Raw genomic sequence first — 16,476 nt, forward strand, 5'->3', positions numbered from 1 at the left:
TGTACGATGATCACCCCTTCTTCCCGCGCTACCCACAGCAGCACACTCCAATTTGCGTCGGCGCTCTCTCGAAGCACCGATACGGAAGCGGCGGCTCGTGATGTAGCGGATACCGTCCGTCGGCAGATCGGTGAGAACCCAGTGAATCTCGCGTTCGCGTTCTTCTCCGCCCACCATGCTGCACACGCTTCCGTCATCTCAGCAATGCTGCAAGAGGCGCTACAGCCAGCGGTCTGTGTCGGTTGTTCAGGCGAAGGGGTGATCAGTGGATCTGAAGAACTGGAAACAGCACCGGCGATCACGCTCTGGGTCGCACACCTCCCTCAAGTGCACGTGACCCCCCTCCGGCTGTCTTTTTCCGACGTGCGAGATCAGATCCAAATAAGCGGCTGGCCTGAATCCACCGTAGCCGAATCCACCTTTATCCTGGTCGCTGATCCCTTTACGACACCGATGCGAGATGTACTGTCGGTGATGGCGGATCGGTATCCAGGGGCGAAAGCCATCGGTGGTCTGGCTGGAGGAGGCCACGATGCTGGTGCAAACCGGTTGTTGCTCGACCATGAAGTCTTCGACGGAGGACTTGTCGGCGTACGACTGGATGGACCCGTCTCGGTCCGAACGGTGATCTCACAAGGATGTCGTCCGATCGGCGATCGATTTGTCGTCACCAAAGCGGAGCGGAATTTGGTTTATGAGCTGGGTGGAAAACCCGCGCTCCAACGGCTCCAGGACATCTTCGAATCGCTAGAGGGTACCCACCGGCGAGACGCACACCTCGCTCTCCACCTCGGTATCGTTATCGATGAGCACCGAAATCGGTTTGAACGAGGAGACTTTCTGGTTCGGAACTTGATCGGCGCGGACCAGCAGTCCGGCGCGATCGCCATCGGCGATGTCGTTGAAGAAGGCCAGACCGTTCAGTTTCAACTTCGCGACGGCATATCCGCGAGCGAGGATTTGCAGGTCCTACTCGCCAAGGACCGTACGGTACACCGTGCTCCTACTTTGAGCGCGTTACTCTTCAGCTGCTGTGGACGTGGACAAGGGCTGTTTGGCTACCCGCATCACGACAGCAGCGCGATTCACGAACGATTTGGAAACATCCCCGTGGCAGGATTCTTTGCCCAAGGAGAAATTGGTCCGGTTGGAGGACGAAACTTCCTCCATGGCTATACAGCCAGTGTGGCGCTTTTTGCAGAGCCGGACTTGTGAACGTATCGCCCCCTACCGAATTCATTCAGTAGATCGTCCGGAAGAAGCATCAGGATGTGGCCTACTGCCCATCATGGAAACAGGAGGAAAGATGAAGGGAACTGAGAATAATACTGGCAGAAATCAAATCACTACCGCATCCGGCCTCACGTATGTGGATGAGGTTGTCGGTCACGGTGAAGTCGCCGTCGCGGGAAAGACAGCGACCGTCCATTACACAGGCTGGCTAGAGAACGGGAACAAGTTCGACAGTTCCATCGACCGAGGCCAGCCATTCTCCTTTCGCCTCGGAGTCGGGCAGGTCATCAAAGGATGGGACGAAGGAGTGCAGGGCATGAAAGTGGGTGGCAAGCGGAAGCTGACGATTCCTGCCAATCTCGGATATGGTGCCAGCGGGGCCGGCGGCGTCATTCCTCCCCATGCGATCCTGATCTTCGATGTCGAACTCCTCGGCGTGTGATAATGCCATGCAGCGGACGCCACTCATCGCGCAACATCAATCCGCCGGCGCCAAGCTCGTTGATTTCGCCGGCTGGGAGATGCCGATTCAATACAGCGGCGTCGTGGACGAATACCAGACCGTCCGAACGAAGGTCGGCCTGTTTGACGTCAGCCATATGGGCCGGTTTTGGCTCTCCGGTGCCGACACACTGGCATTCCTCCAGCGAGTGACAACCAACGACGTCAGGAAACTCGCTGTATCTCATGCCCAGTATTCCACAGTCTGCAACGAGCAAGGCGGGATCAAAGACGACATTTTTATTTATCGGATTGCGTCGGAAGACTTCCTCTTATGCGTCAATGCCTCGAACCGTGAAAAGATTCTTTCCTGGCTGAAAAGCCACCTGGCGGCACCACAGGCGGTGATTCTTGAAGATCGTTCGATGCGGTTGTCTCAGATCGCCATTCAAGGCCCTCAGTCTCGAGAGTTGCTCGCCAGTCTCGGCGGCACAGCCCTCACCGCGCTTAAACTTCATCAGGTCTGTCACTCGAATCTTGGTGGCTTTCCATGCCTCCTCGCGCGGACCGGCTACACCGGAGAACTGGGTTACGAAATTTACATCGACACGGATAAGGTCGGTCGTCTATGGGACCTTCTCATGCAGAAAGGGTCGGCGTGGGGCCTCAAGCCGGCTGGTCTCGGCGCGAGAGACCTGCTCAGGCTGGAAATGGGCTACCTCCTTTACGGAAACGATATCAACGAAGAGACGACGCCGCTTGAGGCCAACGTCGAATGGACCGTCAGCTTCCAGAAAGGCGATTTCATCGGCAATCAGGCGTTGCTCATACAAAAACAGACCGGCGTGGCTCGTCGTTTCATGGCCTTCGAGCTTGTCGAAAGGGCCGTGCCGAGGCACGGGTTCAAGATTCTTGATGCAGTATCAGCACGGATCATTGGGGAAGTCACCAGCGGTAATTTCTCACCGCTGCTTCAAAAGGGTATTGGGGTTGGCTATGTTCCTCCATCGTACGCAATCCCGGGTACTTCACTCACGATCGACATTCGTGGGAAGGCAACCCCGGCGGTTGTCGTCAAGGGGCCGTTCTATAAGAAGCCAAGAGCCAATAGCGTATAGCGTATGGCACAGGCAAGATCAGAGAGCGGCATTTTTTTGTTTGTGCTATACGCCAGAAGCCATTAGCCATCAGCTCATCATGATCAAGAACATCTATAAAGGTAAAATCGTCACGTTGAATATCGACACGATCGTGCTTCCAAACGGTGTCACGGTTGACTTGGAGATCGTGCGTCATCCCGGAGCCTCGGCGGTCGTCCCGCTCAAAGAGGATGGCACTGTCGTGCTGATTCGTCAGTTTCGCCATGCGGCGGGAGGATTCATCTACGAAATTCCGGCTGGGAAGCTTTCGCCAGGAGAAGAGCCTATGGCTTGCGCGGCTCGAGAACTTGAAGAGGAAATCGGCTACAGGGCCGGTTCCTATGAATTGCTCTCCAGCATCTTTACTGCTCCAGGGTTTACGGATGAAGTCATTCACATTTACAAAGCCACCGGCTTGATGAAGGGTCGGCAACAGTTGGATCGGGACGAAGTGCTCGAGGTCGTTGAAATGCCGTTGTACGAGGCAATGACGATGATTAAAAGGGGGACGATACGCGACGCGAAAACGATTGTAGGTTTACAGATGGTCTATATTGTGAGTTGTCATCGGTAGGAAGAAGCGCCAAAGGAGCCTCCCGTTCCTGCCGGGAGGCCCCTTAGGCCAGCTAGCCTCGCCAAAAACGGGATTACTTGCCTTTCTCGTCCTTTTTCTTATCCTTATCCTTCTTTTCTTCGCCGTAGATCACGACGTGGCCGCCCTTCTTCTCATCCTTCTTCTCCTTGTCCTTCTTCTCCTCACCGGCGAAGGAAGGCGCGCTGAACGCGACTGCCACTGCGACTGCCATGATTGCCATCAACATGCGCTTCATAAATTGTCACCTCCTTTAAAGTTTGGGGAATTCATGCCGTAGATCGGCACTAGGGGTGATGGTCAGCAAGCTTAATGCCGAATCACATGCTTGTGTAAATTTCGCTATTTATCAACGGCTTAAACATTTTCATTCCTGAGGAATCGGAGGCTTTTACCTGCGATTTTCTGTGGCGGAATGGCTGACGGCATACTAATCTGCCTCAGACCTGGCTGGAGCCTTGGGAGATGGCCACACATCGACAACTCCCTGATTACATTCGCCCGGGTCTGAGCGTTCTGTTTGTAGGGATCAATCCTGGGCTGCGATCCGCCCACGTAGGTCACCACTTCGCCGGCCATTCCAATCGATTCTGGAAACTGCTTTATGAATCGAGACTGGTCACAGACCAACTCACCTATAAGGACGATTGGCGTCTACCTGACTGGGGGTTGGGCCTCACAAATATCATTAGCCGCAGTAGTGCTGGCATCGATGTCCTCAAACCGCATGAATATCGGGCCGGCCTCGTCCGACTGCGAAGCAAAGTGGCTCGCTTCAGACCCAAAATCATTGCGCTGCTCGGCGTGACCATCTTTCGCATGGTCTTCCCCACTGAGACAGCACCCTTCTCCCGACTGTCGCTGGGTCTTCAGACTGCCCGGTTTGCCGGTGTTCCGGTATTTCTGCTCCCGAATCCAAGCGGACGGAACGCTCACTATTCCTATCATCGCATGTTGATGACCTTTCAAGCTCTTCGCCAGGCGGTTCCGCGTGAACGAGTTCGTCGTTCGCACTCTCCTCCTCATCAATAATCTGACAGGGACCCCTGAAGATTTTTCGGAATACTTTGCCTCGCCGACCATCATTGCCTATAGTAGGAACTCGTGAAAATTGTACAATCAGAGCCGGCGACCGAATCTCTTCTTACCTGCCCGAAATGCGGTTGGGAGCAACCACAGGCTGATGAATGTCTGCGGTGCGGGATCGTCTTCGCGAAATACAAACCACAAGACGATCATGGTAATGAGCCTGCGCTTCCCGTACGTTCTCCTAAATCCACCCCCGCCAGACCAGGGCTTGGTTGGCGCTTCGTTCGACTGCTTCCTTTGGTCTTGCTCGCGATCACCATCACCATGCTCTTTCTGATTCTTAAGCAGGCGCCACCGATCATGATTCAAACTGATTCTGAGGCAGCCGAGCGCGTTACTGAGAAGATGGCCCGCTTACAGCTAGCCATGGAATCAGGGCATCCCCATTCTCTCTCACTGAACGAAGCAGAACTTAACCACTGGCTCCGAAACAACCTCGCCATCGCCTCGCCGAGCCAACCAGGAGAAGCTGGCTCGAGCCTCCCAGCTGGCCAAGGAACCACCGTCCAGGAAGTGCAATCGGCGCTCAAGGATCTTCGAATTAATATGATCGACCATCAGCTCCGGGCCTATGCTCTGTTCACCATCTATGGAAGGGACATCTCGCTCCAACTTGACGGCACGCTTGAAGCCACAGACGGTGTCCTTCGATTCAAACCCCTCATGGGCAAACTTGGATCATTGCCCATCCCTCGCTCCACACTGGATCACGTCGTTCAACACCTCATCGACTCACCACAGAATCGTGACAACTTCAAACTCCCGCCGCAAATCGCCTCGGTCTGGATCGAGAACAGCACTCTCGTCGTTGTTTCCCGATAGCCTCGCCCCGTTTCGGCAACTCTGAATTGCGTCCCGTTCTCGCTCCTGGAACAAGCCCACAAATCGTGCTATCTTCAGCCTCCAGCTTACATTTACTTCACCATCCTTTCAGGAGAACGCGATGTTGCTAGACGGGAAGAAGGGCTTGATCATCGGCGTCGCCAACAAACACAGCATCGCCTGGGCCATCGCCCAATCAGCATCCAGCCAAGGCGCCAGGCTATTCTTCAACTACCAGAACGAGCGATTAAAGGAGAACGTCGAGGAGCTTGTGGCCACGATGCCAGGCTCAAAGGCCTTTGCCTGCGATGTCGGGGACGATGCGCAGATCGAGGCTTTGATGCAGCATGCTCACAAGGAGGTCGGCCAGCTCGACTTTGTGGTCCACTCCGTCGCCTTCGCTCCTCGGGAGGAACTCACCGGTCAGTTCGTCAACACCACACGCAAGGGTTTCGCCACGGCGCTCGACGTGAGCGCCTATTCGCTCGTGGCAGTCACCCGCGCGGCGATGCCGCTGATGACGGGGGGGGGGTCGGTCGTCACGTTGACGTACCTGGGAGCCGAGCGCGTCGTCCCCCATTACAACGTGATGGGCGTCGCGAAGGCCGCCCTCGAAGCGACCGTGCGCTACCTTGCACACGACCTTGGACCGAAGAACATCCGCGTGAACGCCATTTCAGCCGGGCCCATCAAAACTCTTGCTGCCCGCGGCGTCTCCGGCATCAGCAAGATGGTGGATCATCACAAAGAGTTCGCCCCGCTTCGTCATGCGACGGAGCAAGGGGAAGTCGGGGACACCGCGCTTTTCCTCATCAGCCCACTCGGGCGCGGGATCACCGGTGAAGTGATCTATGTGGACGGCGGATATCACATTCTGGGGTCACTGACGTCAGCGGAATAGCGAAGCGCCTATTCAACCCTCCCTCTCAGAGCTTTCAATCGCCCTCTCTTCGCCTTGCTTTCCAGTCGCCTGTTCTGAGAACTCTTCGTTGGCTTCGTGACCTTCCTTTTTTTTCGTGGTACCGCGACGCTCTGAAGCAATGCCTGGAGTCGAGTGAGGGCGTCGGCTCGATTTTGGTCCTGGCTCCGGTACGACTGGGCCTTGATTGTAATCACCCCGTCTTCCGAAATACGACGGTCCTTCAGTTTCAGCAGCTCTTCTTTGTAGAGCGAAGGCAAGGAAGACGCCCCGATATCGAAACGCAAGTGCACCGCGCTCGAAACCTTGTTGACGTGCTGCCCACCAGCCCCCTGTGATCGCACCGCATGGATGTCGATCTCGGAGTCTGGGATGGTCACGTGTTGCGACACGTAGAGCATAGACAGTCCTGAAATGAGCTGATCTCTCTTATAGGCAACTATTGCTGGCCTGGGCCAGAACTACCCGTCCATCGAATAGGTATTGATTACCCTCGTGGAGTACCTCGTGCTGGTCTATCCTCCCCGTTGATTTCGTCAGCACAAGCTTGGCCTTCGTGCCTTGTAGTTCGATCCGCCAAGTTCCGGTTTCATGGTAGGCGCCGTCGCTTTCTCCAACCATCGGGCGACCGAGTACCGACTGCAATCGAATGGTCTGAATAAACCGGCCGTCACTGCAGAGATGAACGGCCGTCAATCCAACACTTTGCACAATGCTGTCGTCCAACTGAGGGCTCAGCAACATCCCAGTGAGCCGTTCATACCATGCTCTCAAAGCAGAACTGTCCCGCTCGCTCATGAACCGGGTTGATGATGCCAATTCCTCTGCCAGTCGCCGATAGTGTTCCGTTTCGGTCTTGCCACCTACAAATTGATAAATGACGGCGTTATGGGTTGGCCCTAACACAGCGACGATCACACCGGCATCGTCTCCTCCCTCATAGTGTCCGACAAGTTGCTGCCCTTCCTCCTGAAGCGACCCGACTGGATGCAAGACGAAGCCGGCTTCGATGGCTTGTGGTTCACTCAGTTGGAGGCGAAGATGATCTCGAGTCACATCGGTAATCAGATGAACAGTCCCAAGGCCCGCAGTCACTGCCGAATCGAGAAACACGATGGAGCCAGCGGGAAGAGACGCGCGCCAGTCTTTTGGCACGACAAATGAAACCCCCACGAAGGGTGATCGAACAAGCGTGCCTCCGCCATACCGTTCTCCGATACGGAGGTCTCGAACGACTTGCGATTGGTCCCAAACGGTCGGTGTAACGTCAGATTGCTCTGCAATCGTCTCTCCGAAGATGGTGACAAGAGAACCGAGTGCCAGCGCGAGCACGTGTCTCATGCCGCGTATTGGACCATGTTTCACGAAGAGGACTCAACCGAATAGCGGCAGGGCAGAGATAGCGGGAAGCTACGACAGTTCTGGAAGACGATCAATAATCCGCAGGTTCACTTCGTTACCCACTTGCATCTGAACCATTTTGGTGGACAAGCTGGCCCGGACCCGCTGGGCGTCTTCGACCTTGAACTGGACTTGCCCGCCACAGCGTTCGACCAAGTGATACAGCAGCAGTGTCGTTAAGTGTTTCAGATCTTCGTCACTGGTGTGCTCGCTCAGATTGAGAATTTTCGACATCAGACAGGCCTCACCGACAAAACAGTTCAGGCCCCTTTATCGCCGAACGGCTCTCAGTTCTACAATGCCCCAAAGGGAGGGGGTCTCTCTGGGTCAATCTGCATATATACTTTACAATTCAGCAACTTAGACATTTCTCGCAGAGGCCTGGGTTTGGAAAGGAGAGATCGCCCTACTCAGTTGGATTAGGTTTGAAGGCTCTGAACGGCTTCGAGGACGGTTTCGACCTCTTTCGCCGAATTGAGAAGGCCCGGTGCCAATCTCGCATACTGCATGGCATAGGGAGTCACACTTGCGACAATACTGCGTTCCCTCAGCCGCTCGACCACCTGACCCGCGGAGAGCCCAACCACTTCGAAACAGACGATCCCGGCAGACAGATCTTGCGTGAGGGGAGTATGCAACGTCACATGCGACATCTTCGACAGCCCCTGTTTCAATTGCTGGTTCAGTTCGTAAATCCGCTGTGTGATACGGGCCTTGCCGATGGCCTGATGAAACTTGAACGCTTCATCGAGCGCCCACCGATGCTCGAAGGAATGGAATCCTCCTGGGGTCATGTGCACAGACACGGGTATGTCGTTGAGGGGTGTGACTCTCATCCAGATGTCATACGCCCGCGAATTGAACGTCGGAATGACCGCATGGGCGACAGGCCACGCACGTTTGTGTCCCCAGATCAGACCGGTCCCGCGAGGGCCGAACATCCATTTGTGTGTTCCCGCGACCAAGAAATCGCACCCGACCTCGCTCACGCGAAAATTCTCCACGCCCAAAGCATGGACGCCGTCGACACAAAAGATCACCCGATCCTGCTCAGAGCGAGTTTCGTTGATCATCGCAATCGCTGTCGCCATTTCGTGGATCGGCAACTTGAGCCCTGTGCTCGAATGGACCCAGGTTACTGCGATGACGCGTGTGTAAGGACGCACCTGCTGTACCAAGGCATCAACCAGTTCGTTTCGAGACACGGTCTTTAAAGACTTGTACAACGGAATCTGTCGGATCGTCGCCCCAGTTCGTTCGGCCCGGAGGCGCAAGGATGTTTCCGTCGAATAGTGATCGTGCGTCGTGGTCAGAATTTCCTGACCTTTCCGGAGCCGGAGACCTCCATACAGAAGCCCCAAACCCATCGTCGTGCTGTCAGTCAACGCGATTTCAGCGGGATCGGCCCCGAGATAATCGGCGGCGGCTCGCAAGACCATCACTTCCTGTTTCTCTTCCTGTTCAAACCAGTACCCGATGGGATCGGCATCCAGCCCACGGCGGTGTCGTTCGATGGCTTCGCGCACCGATGTGGGATGCGACGAGAGGAAAAACCCCGCCATGTGGACGAGACCGGGCGACAGTGAAAACTGACTTCGTATGGATTCCCAGCTGTCGAGCTTTAACGATGCCGCCGTTGCGGCATGCGGCTTCAAAAGAGGAAGTTCGGCGGCAAGCACTGCAGCTCCTAACACCCGTCCGGTACGGGTTAAAAAATCCCTGCGGTCTATCGCATTCATGAGAAACCTCCTTGCCGAGAACGACGGGCCCGGCGAGATTCCTCCACTCTACTGCGGTTGTTCCTGAGCAACAAGCCGGGTTTATCGGCACGATGGGAACATGGGCAAAGGAGAAAAGCCGGAAGCCTCCTAGCTGGAGTAGGCATCCAACGGCGGGCAGGTGCAAATGAGGTTGCGATCCCCGTAGGCTTCGTCGATGCGGCCCACGCTGGGCCAAAACTTGTGGTCTCGGACCCACGGCGCAGGAAAGGCTGCCTGCTCACGGCTGTACGGTCGATTCCATTCATTCGCCGTTACAGCAGAAGCGGTGTGAGGAGCATTTTTAAGGACATTGTTCGTTCGAGGCTGGCGACCATCGATGATGTCTTGGATCTCGGCGCGAATCAGGATCATCGCATCGCAGAATCGATCCAGTTCTGCCTTCGATTCACTCTCCGTCGGCTCGATCATCAACGTCCCGCCCACCGGGAATGACACGGTCGGTGCATGGAAACCATAGTCCATCAGTCGCTTGGCCACGTCCATCGCTTCGACGCCGGCGTTCTCCTTGAATTGTCGAAGATCGAGGATAAATTCATGTGCGACATATCCCGACGCACCTGTGTAGAGGATCGGATAGTATTTCTCGAGCCGCTTGGCCATGTAGTTGGCGTTGAGTATCGCGACCTGAGTCGCCATGGTCATTCCGTCCCGACCCATCAGCGCCATAAACACCCACGAGATCGTCAGAATGCTGGGACTACCATAGGGGGCCGCCGACACCGGCCCGATCGACTGTTCTCCCCCGAGGCCTGTGACCGGGTGACCCGGGAGAAATGACGACAGATGTCGAGCCACACCGATGGGGCCCATGCCGGGGCCGCCGCCGCCGTGGGGAATACAAAATGTCTTGTGCAGATTCAGGTGGCACACGTCGGCACCGATGTCGCCCGGCCGGCAGAGTCCCACCTGGGCGTTCATATTGGCCCCGTCCATGTAGACTTGTCCGCCATGTGTATGCACGATCTGGCAGATACGCCGGACATTCGCTTCAAATACTCCGTGGGTGGACGGGTAGGTCAGCATCAGAGCCGCGAGACGATCCCGATACTGAACGGCCTTTGCTTCCAGATCTGCAACGTCGACATTGCCCTGCCGATCGCACGCGACCGGCACGACGGTCATTCCCACCATCGCCGCACTGGCTGGATTGGTGCCGTGCGCAGAAACGGGAATGAGACAGACGTCGCGATGAAACTCCCCCTGACTGTGATGATAGGCTTGGATCACCATCAGTCCGGCATACTCGCCCTGAGACCCGGCGTTTGGTTGCAACGAGACCGCGGCAAATCCTGTAATCTCCGCCAGCCAGGTTTCCAGCTGGTGAAACAACTCCTGATATCCCTTGCTTTGCTCCGGCGGTGCAAAGGGGTGGAGCCGCGAGAATTCCGGCCATGTCACCGGCAACATCTCGACCGTTGCGTTGAGCTTCATCGTGCAGGAGCCGAGTGGAATCATCGAATGGACCAGCGAGAGGTCCTTGGCTTGGAGACGATAGAGATACCTGAGCATTTCATGTTCGGCATGATAGCGATGGAACACTTCATGGGTGAGATAGGAACTTCTGCGTGCTAGGTTCGCCGAGAAATGTGTGTCGGCCGTCCGGCTGACCTCTTCAATACGAATGGGTAACCGTTCATGTCCGATGAACAGCTCCAGCAGCCGCCGGATTTCTTCTTCGCTACTCCATTCATCCAGTGAGACTCCGATCGAGTTGTCGTCGAACCGTCGTAGATTGAACCCTTGCTCGTCAGCTCTGATCAAAATCTGCTCGGACCGTTCTTTCGTCAGTCGGATGTGTAGCGTGTCGAAAATCTGTTCTGCTCCCGTGTCGAATCCCAGCTGACGAAGTGCAGAAGCAAGGGTGACTGCCAATCCATGTACCCGTTCTGCAATCCGTCGCAACCCCTCCGGTCCATGATAGACCGCGTACATGCTGGCCATGATGGCTAGGAGGACTTGCGCCGTACAGATGTTGCTTGTTGCTTTCTCCCGCCGGATATGTTGTTCACGAGTCTGGAGGGCCAAGCGATAGGCAACCTTGCCAGTCGCATCTTTCGACACGCCGACAATGCGCCCTGGCATCTGCCGACGATACTCCTCTTTGGTCGCCAAGAATGCGGCGTGAGGTCCGCCGAATCCCAATGGAACTCCGAATCGTTGACTCGAACCCACCGCGATGTCGGCGCCAAACTCTCCCGGCGAGCGCAGCAGCGTCAGGGCAAGAAGATCTGTCGCCACTACGACTAACGCGCCGGCGGCATGGGCTTGTGCAACAAGGGCACTGTAGTCTCCGACATACCCATCGGTCGTCGGATATTGCAGCACAATACCCGCCAGTTGCGCGTCGGAGAAGTCAATGGCCTGCGTCGGCCCCACCTGGACCACGATGCCGAGCGGTTCTGCACGGGTCTGCACTACCGCAACGGTCTGGGGATGGCAATCCTGTGAGATAAAGAAGGTTTTGCGTTCACGACCAGCCGCACGAGAAGCAGCGAGACACATCGCCATCGCTTCCGCTGCAGCGGTCGCTTCATCCAATAATGACGCATTGGCCAGAGGAAGTCCGGTCAGATCAGCCACCATGGTTTGAAAATTGACCAGAGCTTCCAATCGACCTTGAGCAATTTCCGCCTGATAGGGCGTGTACTGGGTATACCAGCCAGGATTTTCAAGGATGTTACGCTGGATCACGGCGGGGACAATGCAATCGTAATAGCCCATGCCGAGCAGCGATCGATGGACGCGATTCTCTCTGGCGATGGACCGGAGCTCCTGCAGCACGGCCTGCTCTCCTCGATGACGAGGTAAATTCAGCTCCCGTCGAAGCCGAATATCTGACGGGACGACGGCATCGCACAGGGCCTCCAACGACGGCACGCCCGCACTGGCCAACATCTCGATGAGATCGGCCTCTGTTGGACCGAGGTGGCGTCGAACAAACATATCGGTGGGATCCCAAAAGTCCGGCGTGCTCATTTATCTTGTATTATAGCTTGAAGGGGCAACGCGGGTAACACGATGTCAGCCACAGACTGACCGGTTCGTTATATGACATATCCGCAGGTTGTCGAAGAGTACCACGTTCGCCCTCCCTTCTCCAAGCACAAGATCGGTCATGACACCTTGCCTTCTCGACAGAAAGTCGAGTATGAGTTTGGAGTCGATGCGACCTACCGAAGACGGCTCGCTCGATGTCGACTCCTGATTGCAAGGCAGATCGCTGTTGTCTGTGAAGATACACGACACCGTCATTGTGGGAGCAGGTCTTGCTGGGATGAGAGCCGCGCTCGCATCTCCTCCGGACCTTGACGTCGCCGTCATCTCCAAAGTCCATCCCGTCCGCAGCCACTCGGTGGCAGCCCAAGGCGGCATCAATGCCGCTCTGGGTGAGAACGATTCCTGGGAAGCCCATGCCTTTGATACGACCAAGGGAGGCCTCTTCCTCGGCGATCAGGACGCCATTGAGGCCATGTGTCGCGAAGCACCCGACGACATTCTCGAATTAGAACGGCTGGGAGTTATTTTCAGTCGAGACGATCAGGGCCGCATCGCGCAACGCCCATTCGGCGGAGCCGGATTTCCGCGGACCTGCTACGCCGCCGATCGAACCGGCCATGCAATCCTTCACGCCATGTACGAACAGCTCATGAAGCGCCGGATCCGCGTGTACGAAGAATGGTATGTGACGTCGCTGATCGAGGAAGACGGAGTCTGTCGAGGGGTGATCGCCTGGGACCTCATCCACGGTGGTCTCCACGCCATCGGCGCGAAAACCGTGATTCTGGCCACGGGAGGCAGTGGCCGCGTATTTCTCACGAGCACGAACGCTGTCATTAATACCGGCGACGGCATGGCCCTCGCCTATCGGGCTGGTGCTCCCCTGGCCGATATGGAATTCGTCCAGTTCCATCCTACGACGCTGAAAGACACCGGTATTCTCATCACTGAAGGGGCGCGCGGCGAAGGCGGCTACTTGCTCAACACACTCGGCGAACGTTTTATGAAATCCTATGCCCCGCAGCAGATGGAGCTCGCGACACGTTCCACCGTCTCGCTGGCCATCGGACAAGAGATTCTCGAAGGCCGCGGCGTCGATGGCTGCGTGCTCTTGGACCTGCGTCACCTGGGACGTCCGCGCATTCTCGAGCGATTACCGCAGATTCGGGAGTTGGCCATCGAGTTTGCCGGTCTTGATCCAGTCGAAACGCCCATCCCTGTCCGACCCGGCGCTCATTATCAGATGGGCGGCGTCCGTACCAATCAGTGGAGTGAGACCGCGATTCCGGGTCTATACGCAGCCGGCGAATGTGCCTGCGTCAGTGTCCACGGAGCGAATCGCCTTGGCGGGAACTCACTTCTCGAAACAATCGTTTTCGGCAGGCGGGCAGGACGACGCGCCAGTGACTACGCCAGAACCCTCGTTCCACGCGCACTCTCAGACACAGCGCTGAAGAAGGAAGAGAGGCGACTACAGCAACTCCTCTCGAACGAAGGACCTGTGCGAGCCTGGCAGCTTCGTGATGAACTGGGGAAAACGATGAGCCTCAACCTCGGCCTCGTCCGCACAGAAGAATCCATACGGTTCGCCATGGCCGCGGTCGAATCCCTCAAGGCCCGCGCGCATGCCGTGACCATCCAAGACAAGGGACGAGTGTTCAATACGGATCTCGTCCAGGCACTTGAACTGCAATCGTTGTTGGATATCGCGGAATCGATCGTCGCCGGGGCGCTCGCCAGAACTGAAAGCCGAGGCGCTCATTACCGCTCCGACTTTCCGCAACGCGACGATGTCCACTGGCTTCGGCACACACTCACCCGTCGAGCATCCGGGGGCCCCATCCTCACATACGAGCCGGTTACGATTACCCGTTTCCAGCCGACAAAGTGACAGCGCCACACAGAACGGACAGAGCGAGTTTTGTTATAATGGCATTGACGTCATGCGTATCCTCGTAGTCGAAGACGAAACGAAAGTCGGCTCTTTCATCAAGCGCGCGCTTGAAGAAGAGAGCTACGCTGTTGATTTATGCGAAGATGGTGCGAAAGGCCTCGAGATGGCGCTGGGCACAAGCTACGACTTGGTCATCGTCGATCTCATGCTGCCTTCGCTGCCAGGCCTCGATGTCCTCAAAGGCATCCGCGGGGCCCGCATTCCGACTCCCGTTCTGATCCTAACCGCTCAATCGCAAGTCGACCAGCGGGTCAAGGGGCTCGACGCAGGTGCAGACGACTACCTCACGAAACCCTTCGCCATCGATGAACTCCTCGCTCGGGTCCGGGCTCTTCTCCGGCGAGGAGCTACCGAGAGCCCTGGCATACTCCAGGTCGACGACCTCGTCCTCAATCCTGCGACCCGTGAGGTAGTCAGAGGCGGGCAGCGGATCGATTTGACCCTAAAAGAATATGCCTTGCTCGAATACCTGATGCGGCACGCCGGCCGCGTCCTTACCAGGCCCATGATCTCCGAACATGTGTGGAACCAAGATTTCGATACGTTCACGAACGTTATCGATGTGTACGTGAATTACTTGCGCAATAAGATCGACCGAGGTCGCAGCAAAAAGCTCATTCACACCATTCGGGGAAGTGGCTACATGCTGAAGGCCGACTGATGCCGCTACGGGTTCGGCTCACCCTCTGGTACGGCAGCGCCCTTGCGCTGGTCTTGATTGCTTTCTCGACCATCCTCTACGTCGTTACGGCCCGCAGTCTTCGCGACGCCGTCGATCAGTCGCTGGAAGAAACTGCGTCGGCCGCGGTGCGCTCCTTGGAAGAGCGGGGGTTTTTGCCGCTGATCGACGAAGAGGAGTTGCTCTCGCAATTTCCCGAACTCGCGCGGATCGACAAGTTCTTCCAAATCTTCAGTCCTTCCGGCACTATCACGATCCGATCGCCGAACGTCAAGCAACATGAGGTACCACTGAGTCGCCAGGCATTGGAGGTCGCGTTCTCCGGCCGGACCATTTTCGAATCCGCCAAGTATCCGAAAGAACCGCCGCTGCGCCTCATCTCCGTCCCGATCATTTATCGAGGCAACCTTCTCTACATCGTGCAAGTCGGCACCTCCATGGAGTCGGTCGAGGGGACCTTGAGCAGGCTCCTGCTCGTGCTGGTGGTCACGATGCCATTGGCTTTAGCCGTGTCGCTGGCAGGCGGGTGGTTTCTCGCTGGACGCGCACTCCGGCCGGTGGATGCGATGACCTTGGCTGCGCAGCGGATTGCAGGGGGCGACCTCACACAGCGGTTGACCGTACCTCAATCGGGCGATGAAATCGGGCGATTGGCGGGAACGTTCAACAATATGATTGCACGGCTGGAAACATCGTTTCGGCAAATCCGCCAATTCACGAGTGATGCCTCGCACGAATTGAGGACGCCCTTGACCGTCATGAAGGGTGAGACGGAGCTGGTCCTCCGTCGGCCTCGCCCGGTAGAGGATTATCATTCGGTGCTCGAAAGCAATCTCGAAGAGATCGATCGCATGACAAACATCGTGGACGAGCTGTTGTTCCTCTCCCGGGCCGACATGGGCGAGGTCAAGATGGCGTTCCTGCCCGTTAAACTCGAATACTTAGTGGAGGACATCCATCGCCAGGCCACGCTGCTGGGACAAGACCGGAATGTCGAGGTCGTGCTCGGAACAATAACCCCAGCGGTCGTGCTGGGTGATGAACTTCGGCTTCGTGAACTGCTGCTGAATCTGGTCGAGAATGCCATCAAGTATTCGCACCCCGGTGGTAAGGTGGAAGTGTCCCTCCTGACAGAAGGGCATCATGCACGTGTACTCGTGACCGACCAGGGAATTGGAATTTCGAGTGAAGATCAGCAGCGCATCTTCGATCGATTCTTCCGAACAGACGAGGCACGGGCTCACACCAAAAAGGGGACAGGGCTTGGACTCGCCATCTGCGCATGGATCGCCGACTCGCATAAAGGCAAGATTACGGTCGTCAGCGCACCTGGACAGGGCTCGACTTTTACGGTGATCCTCCCGCTTGCACCCTCATCGGCTTAACAACTTCTAATACCGACCTAATCCACTTCTCATTGCCGGTTGGT

General features: G+C 56.5%; 16 protein-coding genes. 10 read left to right on the forward strand and 6 right to left on the reverse strand.

Annotation, left to right across the window (positions count from 1 at the left end; genetic code table 11):
• Nucleotides 1–6: 6 nt before the first annotated feature.
• The 4 genes from VEI50_09205 (at nucleotide 7) to VEI50_09220 (ending at nucleotide 3,387) form a co-directional block, all read left to right on the forward strand.
• The gene (locus VEI50_09205; protein ID HXX75294.1) at nucleotides 7–1,215 is read left to right on the forward strand and encodes an FIST N-terminal domain-containing protein; all 1,209 of its coding nucleotides are present in this window, start codon (nucleotides 7–9) and stop codon (nucleotides 1,213–1,215) included.
• 91 nt (nucleotides 1,216–1,306) lie between these two features.
• Nucleotides 1,307–1,675, forward strand: a complete 369-nt coding sequence (locus tag VEI50_09210; GenBank protein HXX75295.1) for an FKBP-type peptidyl-prolyl cis-trans isomerase — start codon at nucleotides 1,307–1,309, stop codon at nucleotides 1,673–1,675.
• A 7-nt stretch (nucleotides 1,676–1,682) separates the two neighbouring features.
• The gene (gene gcvT / locus VEI50_09215) at nucleotides 1,683–2,792 is read left to right on the forward strand and encodes a glycine cleavage system aminomethyltransferase GcvT (protein ID HXX75296.1); all 1,110 of its coding nucleotides are present in this window, start codon (nucleotides 1,683–1,685) and stop codon (nucleotides 2,790–2,792) included.
• Nucleotides 2,793–2,871: 79 nt separating this feature from the next.
• Nucleotides 2,872–3,387: an NUDIX hydrolase gene (locus VEI50_09220; protein HXX75297.1), complete on the forward strand. Its 516-nt coding sequence runs from the start codon at nucleotides 2,872–2,874 to the stop codon at nucleotides 3,385–3,387.
• A 73-nt stretch (nucleotides 3,388–3,460) separates the two neighbouring features.
• Here the strand turns inward: VEI50_09220 and VEI50_09225 are convergent, their stop codons facing one another.
• On the reverse strand, nucleotides 3,461–3,643 hold the full coding sequence (locus VEI50_09225; GenBank protein ID HXX75298.1) for a hypothetical protein: 183 nt from the start codon (nucleotides 3,641–3,643) through the stop codon (nucleotides 3,461–3,463).
• Between the two features lie 227 nt (nucleotides 3,644–3,870).
• Between VEI50_09225 and VEI50_09230 the strand changes: the two genes are divergently transcribed.
• The 3 genes from VEI50_09230 to VEI50_09240 all read left to right on the forward strand — a co-directional run bounded on the left by VEI50_09230 (nucleotide 3,871) and on the right by VEI50_09240 (nucleotide 6,217).
• Nucleotides 3,871–4,437 (forward strand): mismatch-specific DNA-glycosylase, encoded by a 567-nt coding sequence (locus VEI50_09230; GenBank protein ID HXX75299.1) that lies wholly within the window; start codon nucleotides 3,871–3,873, stop codon nucleotides 4,435–4,437.
• Between the two features lie 72 nt (nucleotides 4,438–4,509).
• Nucleotides 4,510–5,316, forward strand: a complete 807-nt coding sequence (locus VEI50_09235; protein ID HXX75300.1) for a hypothetical protein — start codon at nucleotides 4,510–4,512, stop codon at nucleotides 5,314–5,316.
• 121 nt (nucleotides 5,317–5,437) lie between these two features.
• Nucleotides 5,438–6,217 carry an enoyl-ACP reductase gene (locus VEI50_09240; protein HXX75301.1) on the forward strand — a complete coding sequence of 260 codons (780 nt, stop codon included), beginning with the start codon at nucleotides 5,438–5,440 and terminating at the stop codon, nucleotides 6,215–6,217.
• Nucleotides 6,218–6,225: 8 nt separating this feature from the next.
• Here the strand turns inward: VEI50_09240 and arfB are convergent, their stop codons facing one another.
• The 5 genes from arfB to gcvP form a co-directional block, all read right to left on the reverse strand.
• Entirely contained in the window at nucleotides 6,226–6,636 is a 411-nt protein-coding gene (gene arfB / locus VEI50_09245; GenBank protein ID HXX75302.1) for an alternative ribosome rescue aminoacyl-tRNA hydrolase ArfB, read from the reverse strand.
• 28 nt (nucleotides 6,637–6,664) lie between these two features.
• Nucleotides 6,665–7,576: a hypothetical protein gene (locus VEI50_09250; protein ID HXX75303.1), complete on the reverse strand. Its 912-nt coding sequence runs from the start codon at nucleotides 7,574–7,576 to the stop codon at nucleotides 6,665–6,667.
• Nucleotides 7,577–7,645: 69 nt separating this feature from the next.
• Entirely contained in the window at nucleotides 7,646–7,870 is a 225-nt protein-coding gene (locus VEI50_09255) for a hypothetical protein (protein HXX75304.1), read from the reverse strand.
• A 185-nt stretch (nucleotides 7,871–8,055) separates the two neighbouring features.
• Nucleotides 8,056–9,375: an aminotransferase class V-fold PLP-dependent enzyme gene (locus tag VEI50_09260; protein ID HXX75305.1), complete on the reverse strand. Its 1,320-nt coding sequence runs from the start codon at nucleotides 9,373–9,375 to the stop codon at nucleotides 8,056–8,058.
• Between the two features lie 129 nt (nucleotides 9,376–9,504).
• A complete protein-coding gene (gcvP, locus tag VEI50_09265; GenBank protein ID HXX75306.1) occupies nucleotides 9,505–12,393 on the reverse strand; it encodes an aminomethyl-transferring glycine dehydrogenase in 2,889 nt (962 codons plus the stop codon).
• 253 nt (nucleotides 12,394–12,646) lie between these two features.
• Between gcvP and VEI50_09270 the strand changes: the two genes are divergently transcribed.
• From VEI50_09270 to VEI50_09280, 3 genes are read left to right on the forward strand one after another with little or no spacing between them, the layout of a single operon-like run.
• Entirely contained in the window at nucleotides 12,647–14,305 is a 1,659-nt protein-coding gene (locus tag VEI50_09270) for an FAD-binding protein (protein ID HXX75307.1), read from the forward strand.
• A gap of 52 nt (nucleotides 14,306–14,357) precedes the next feature.
• On the forward strand, nucleotides 14,358–15,029 hold the full coding sequence (locus tag VEI50_09275; GenBank protein HXX75308.1) for a response regulator transcription factor: 672 nt from the start codon (nucleotides 14,358–14,360) through the stop codon (nucleotides 15,027–15,029).
• Nucleotides 15,029–16,432 (forward strand): ATP-binding protein, encoded by a 1,404-nt coding sequence (locus tag VEI50_09280; GenBank protein ID HXX75309.1) that lies wholly within the window; start codon nucleotides 15,029–15,031, stop codon nucleotides 16,430–16,432. The genes VEI50_09275 and VEI50_09280 overlap by 1 nt, the downstream gene beginning before the upstream one ends.
• Nucleotides 16,433–16,476: the final 44 nt, after the last annotated feature.

The organism is Nitrospiraceae bacterium, assembly GCA_035623075.1.
Classification (GTDB): Bacteria; Nitrospirota; Nitrospiria; order Nitrospirales; family Nitrospiraceae; genus DASPUC01.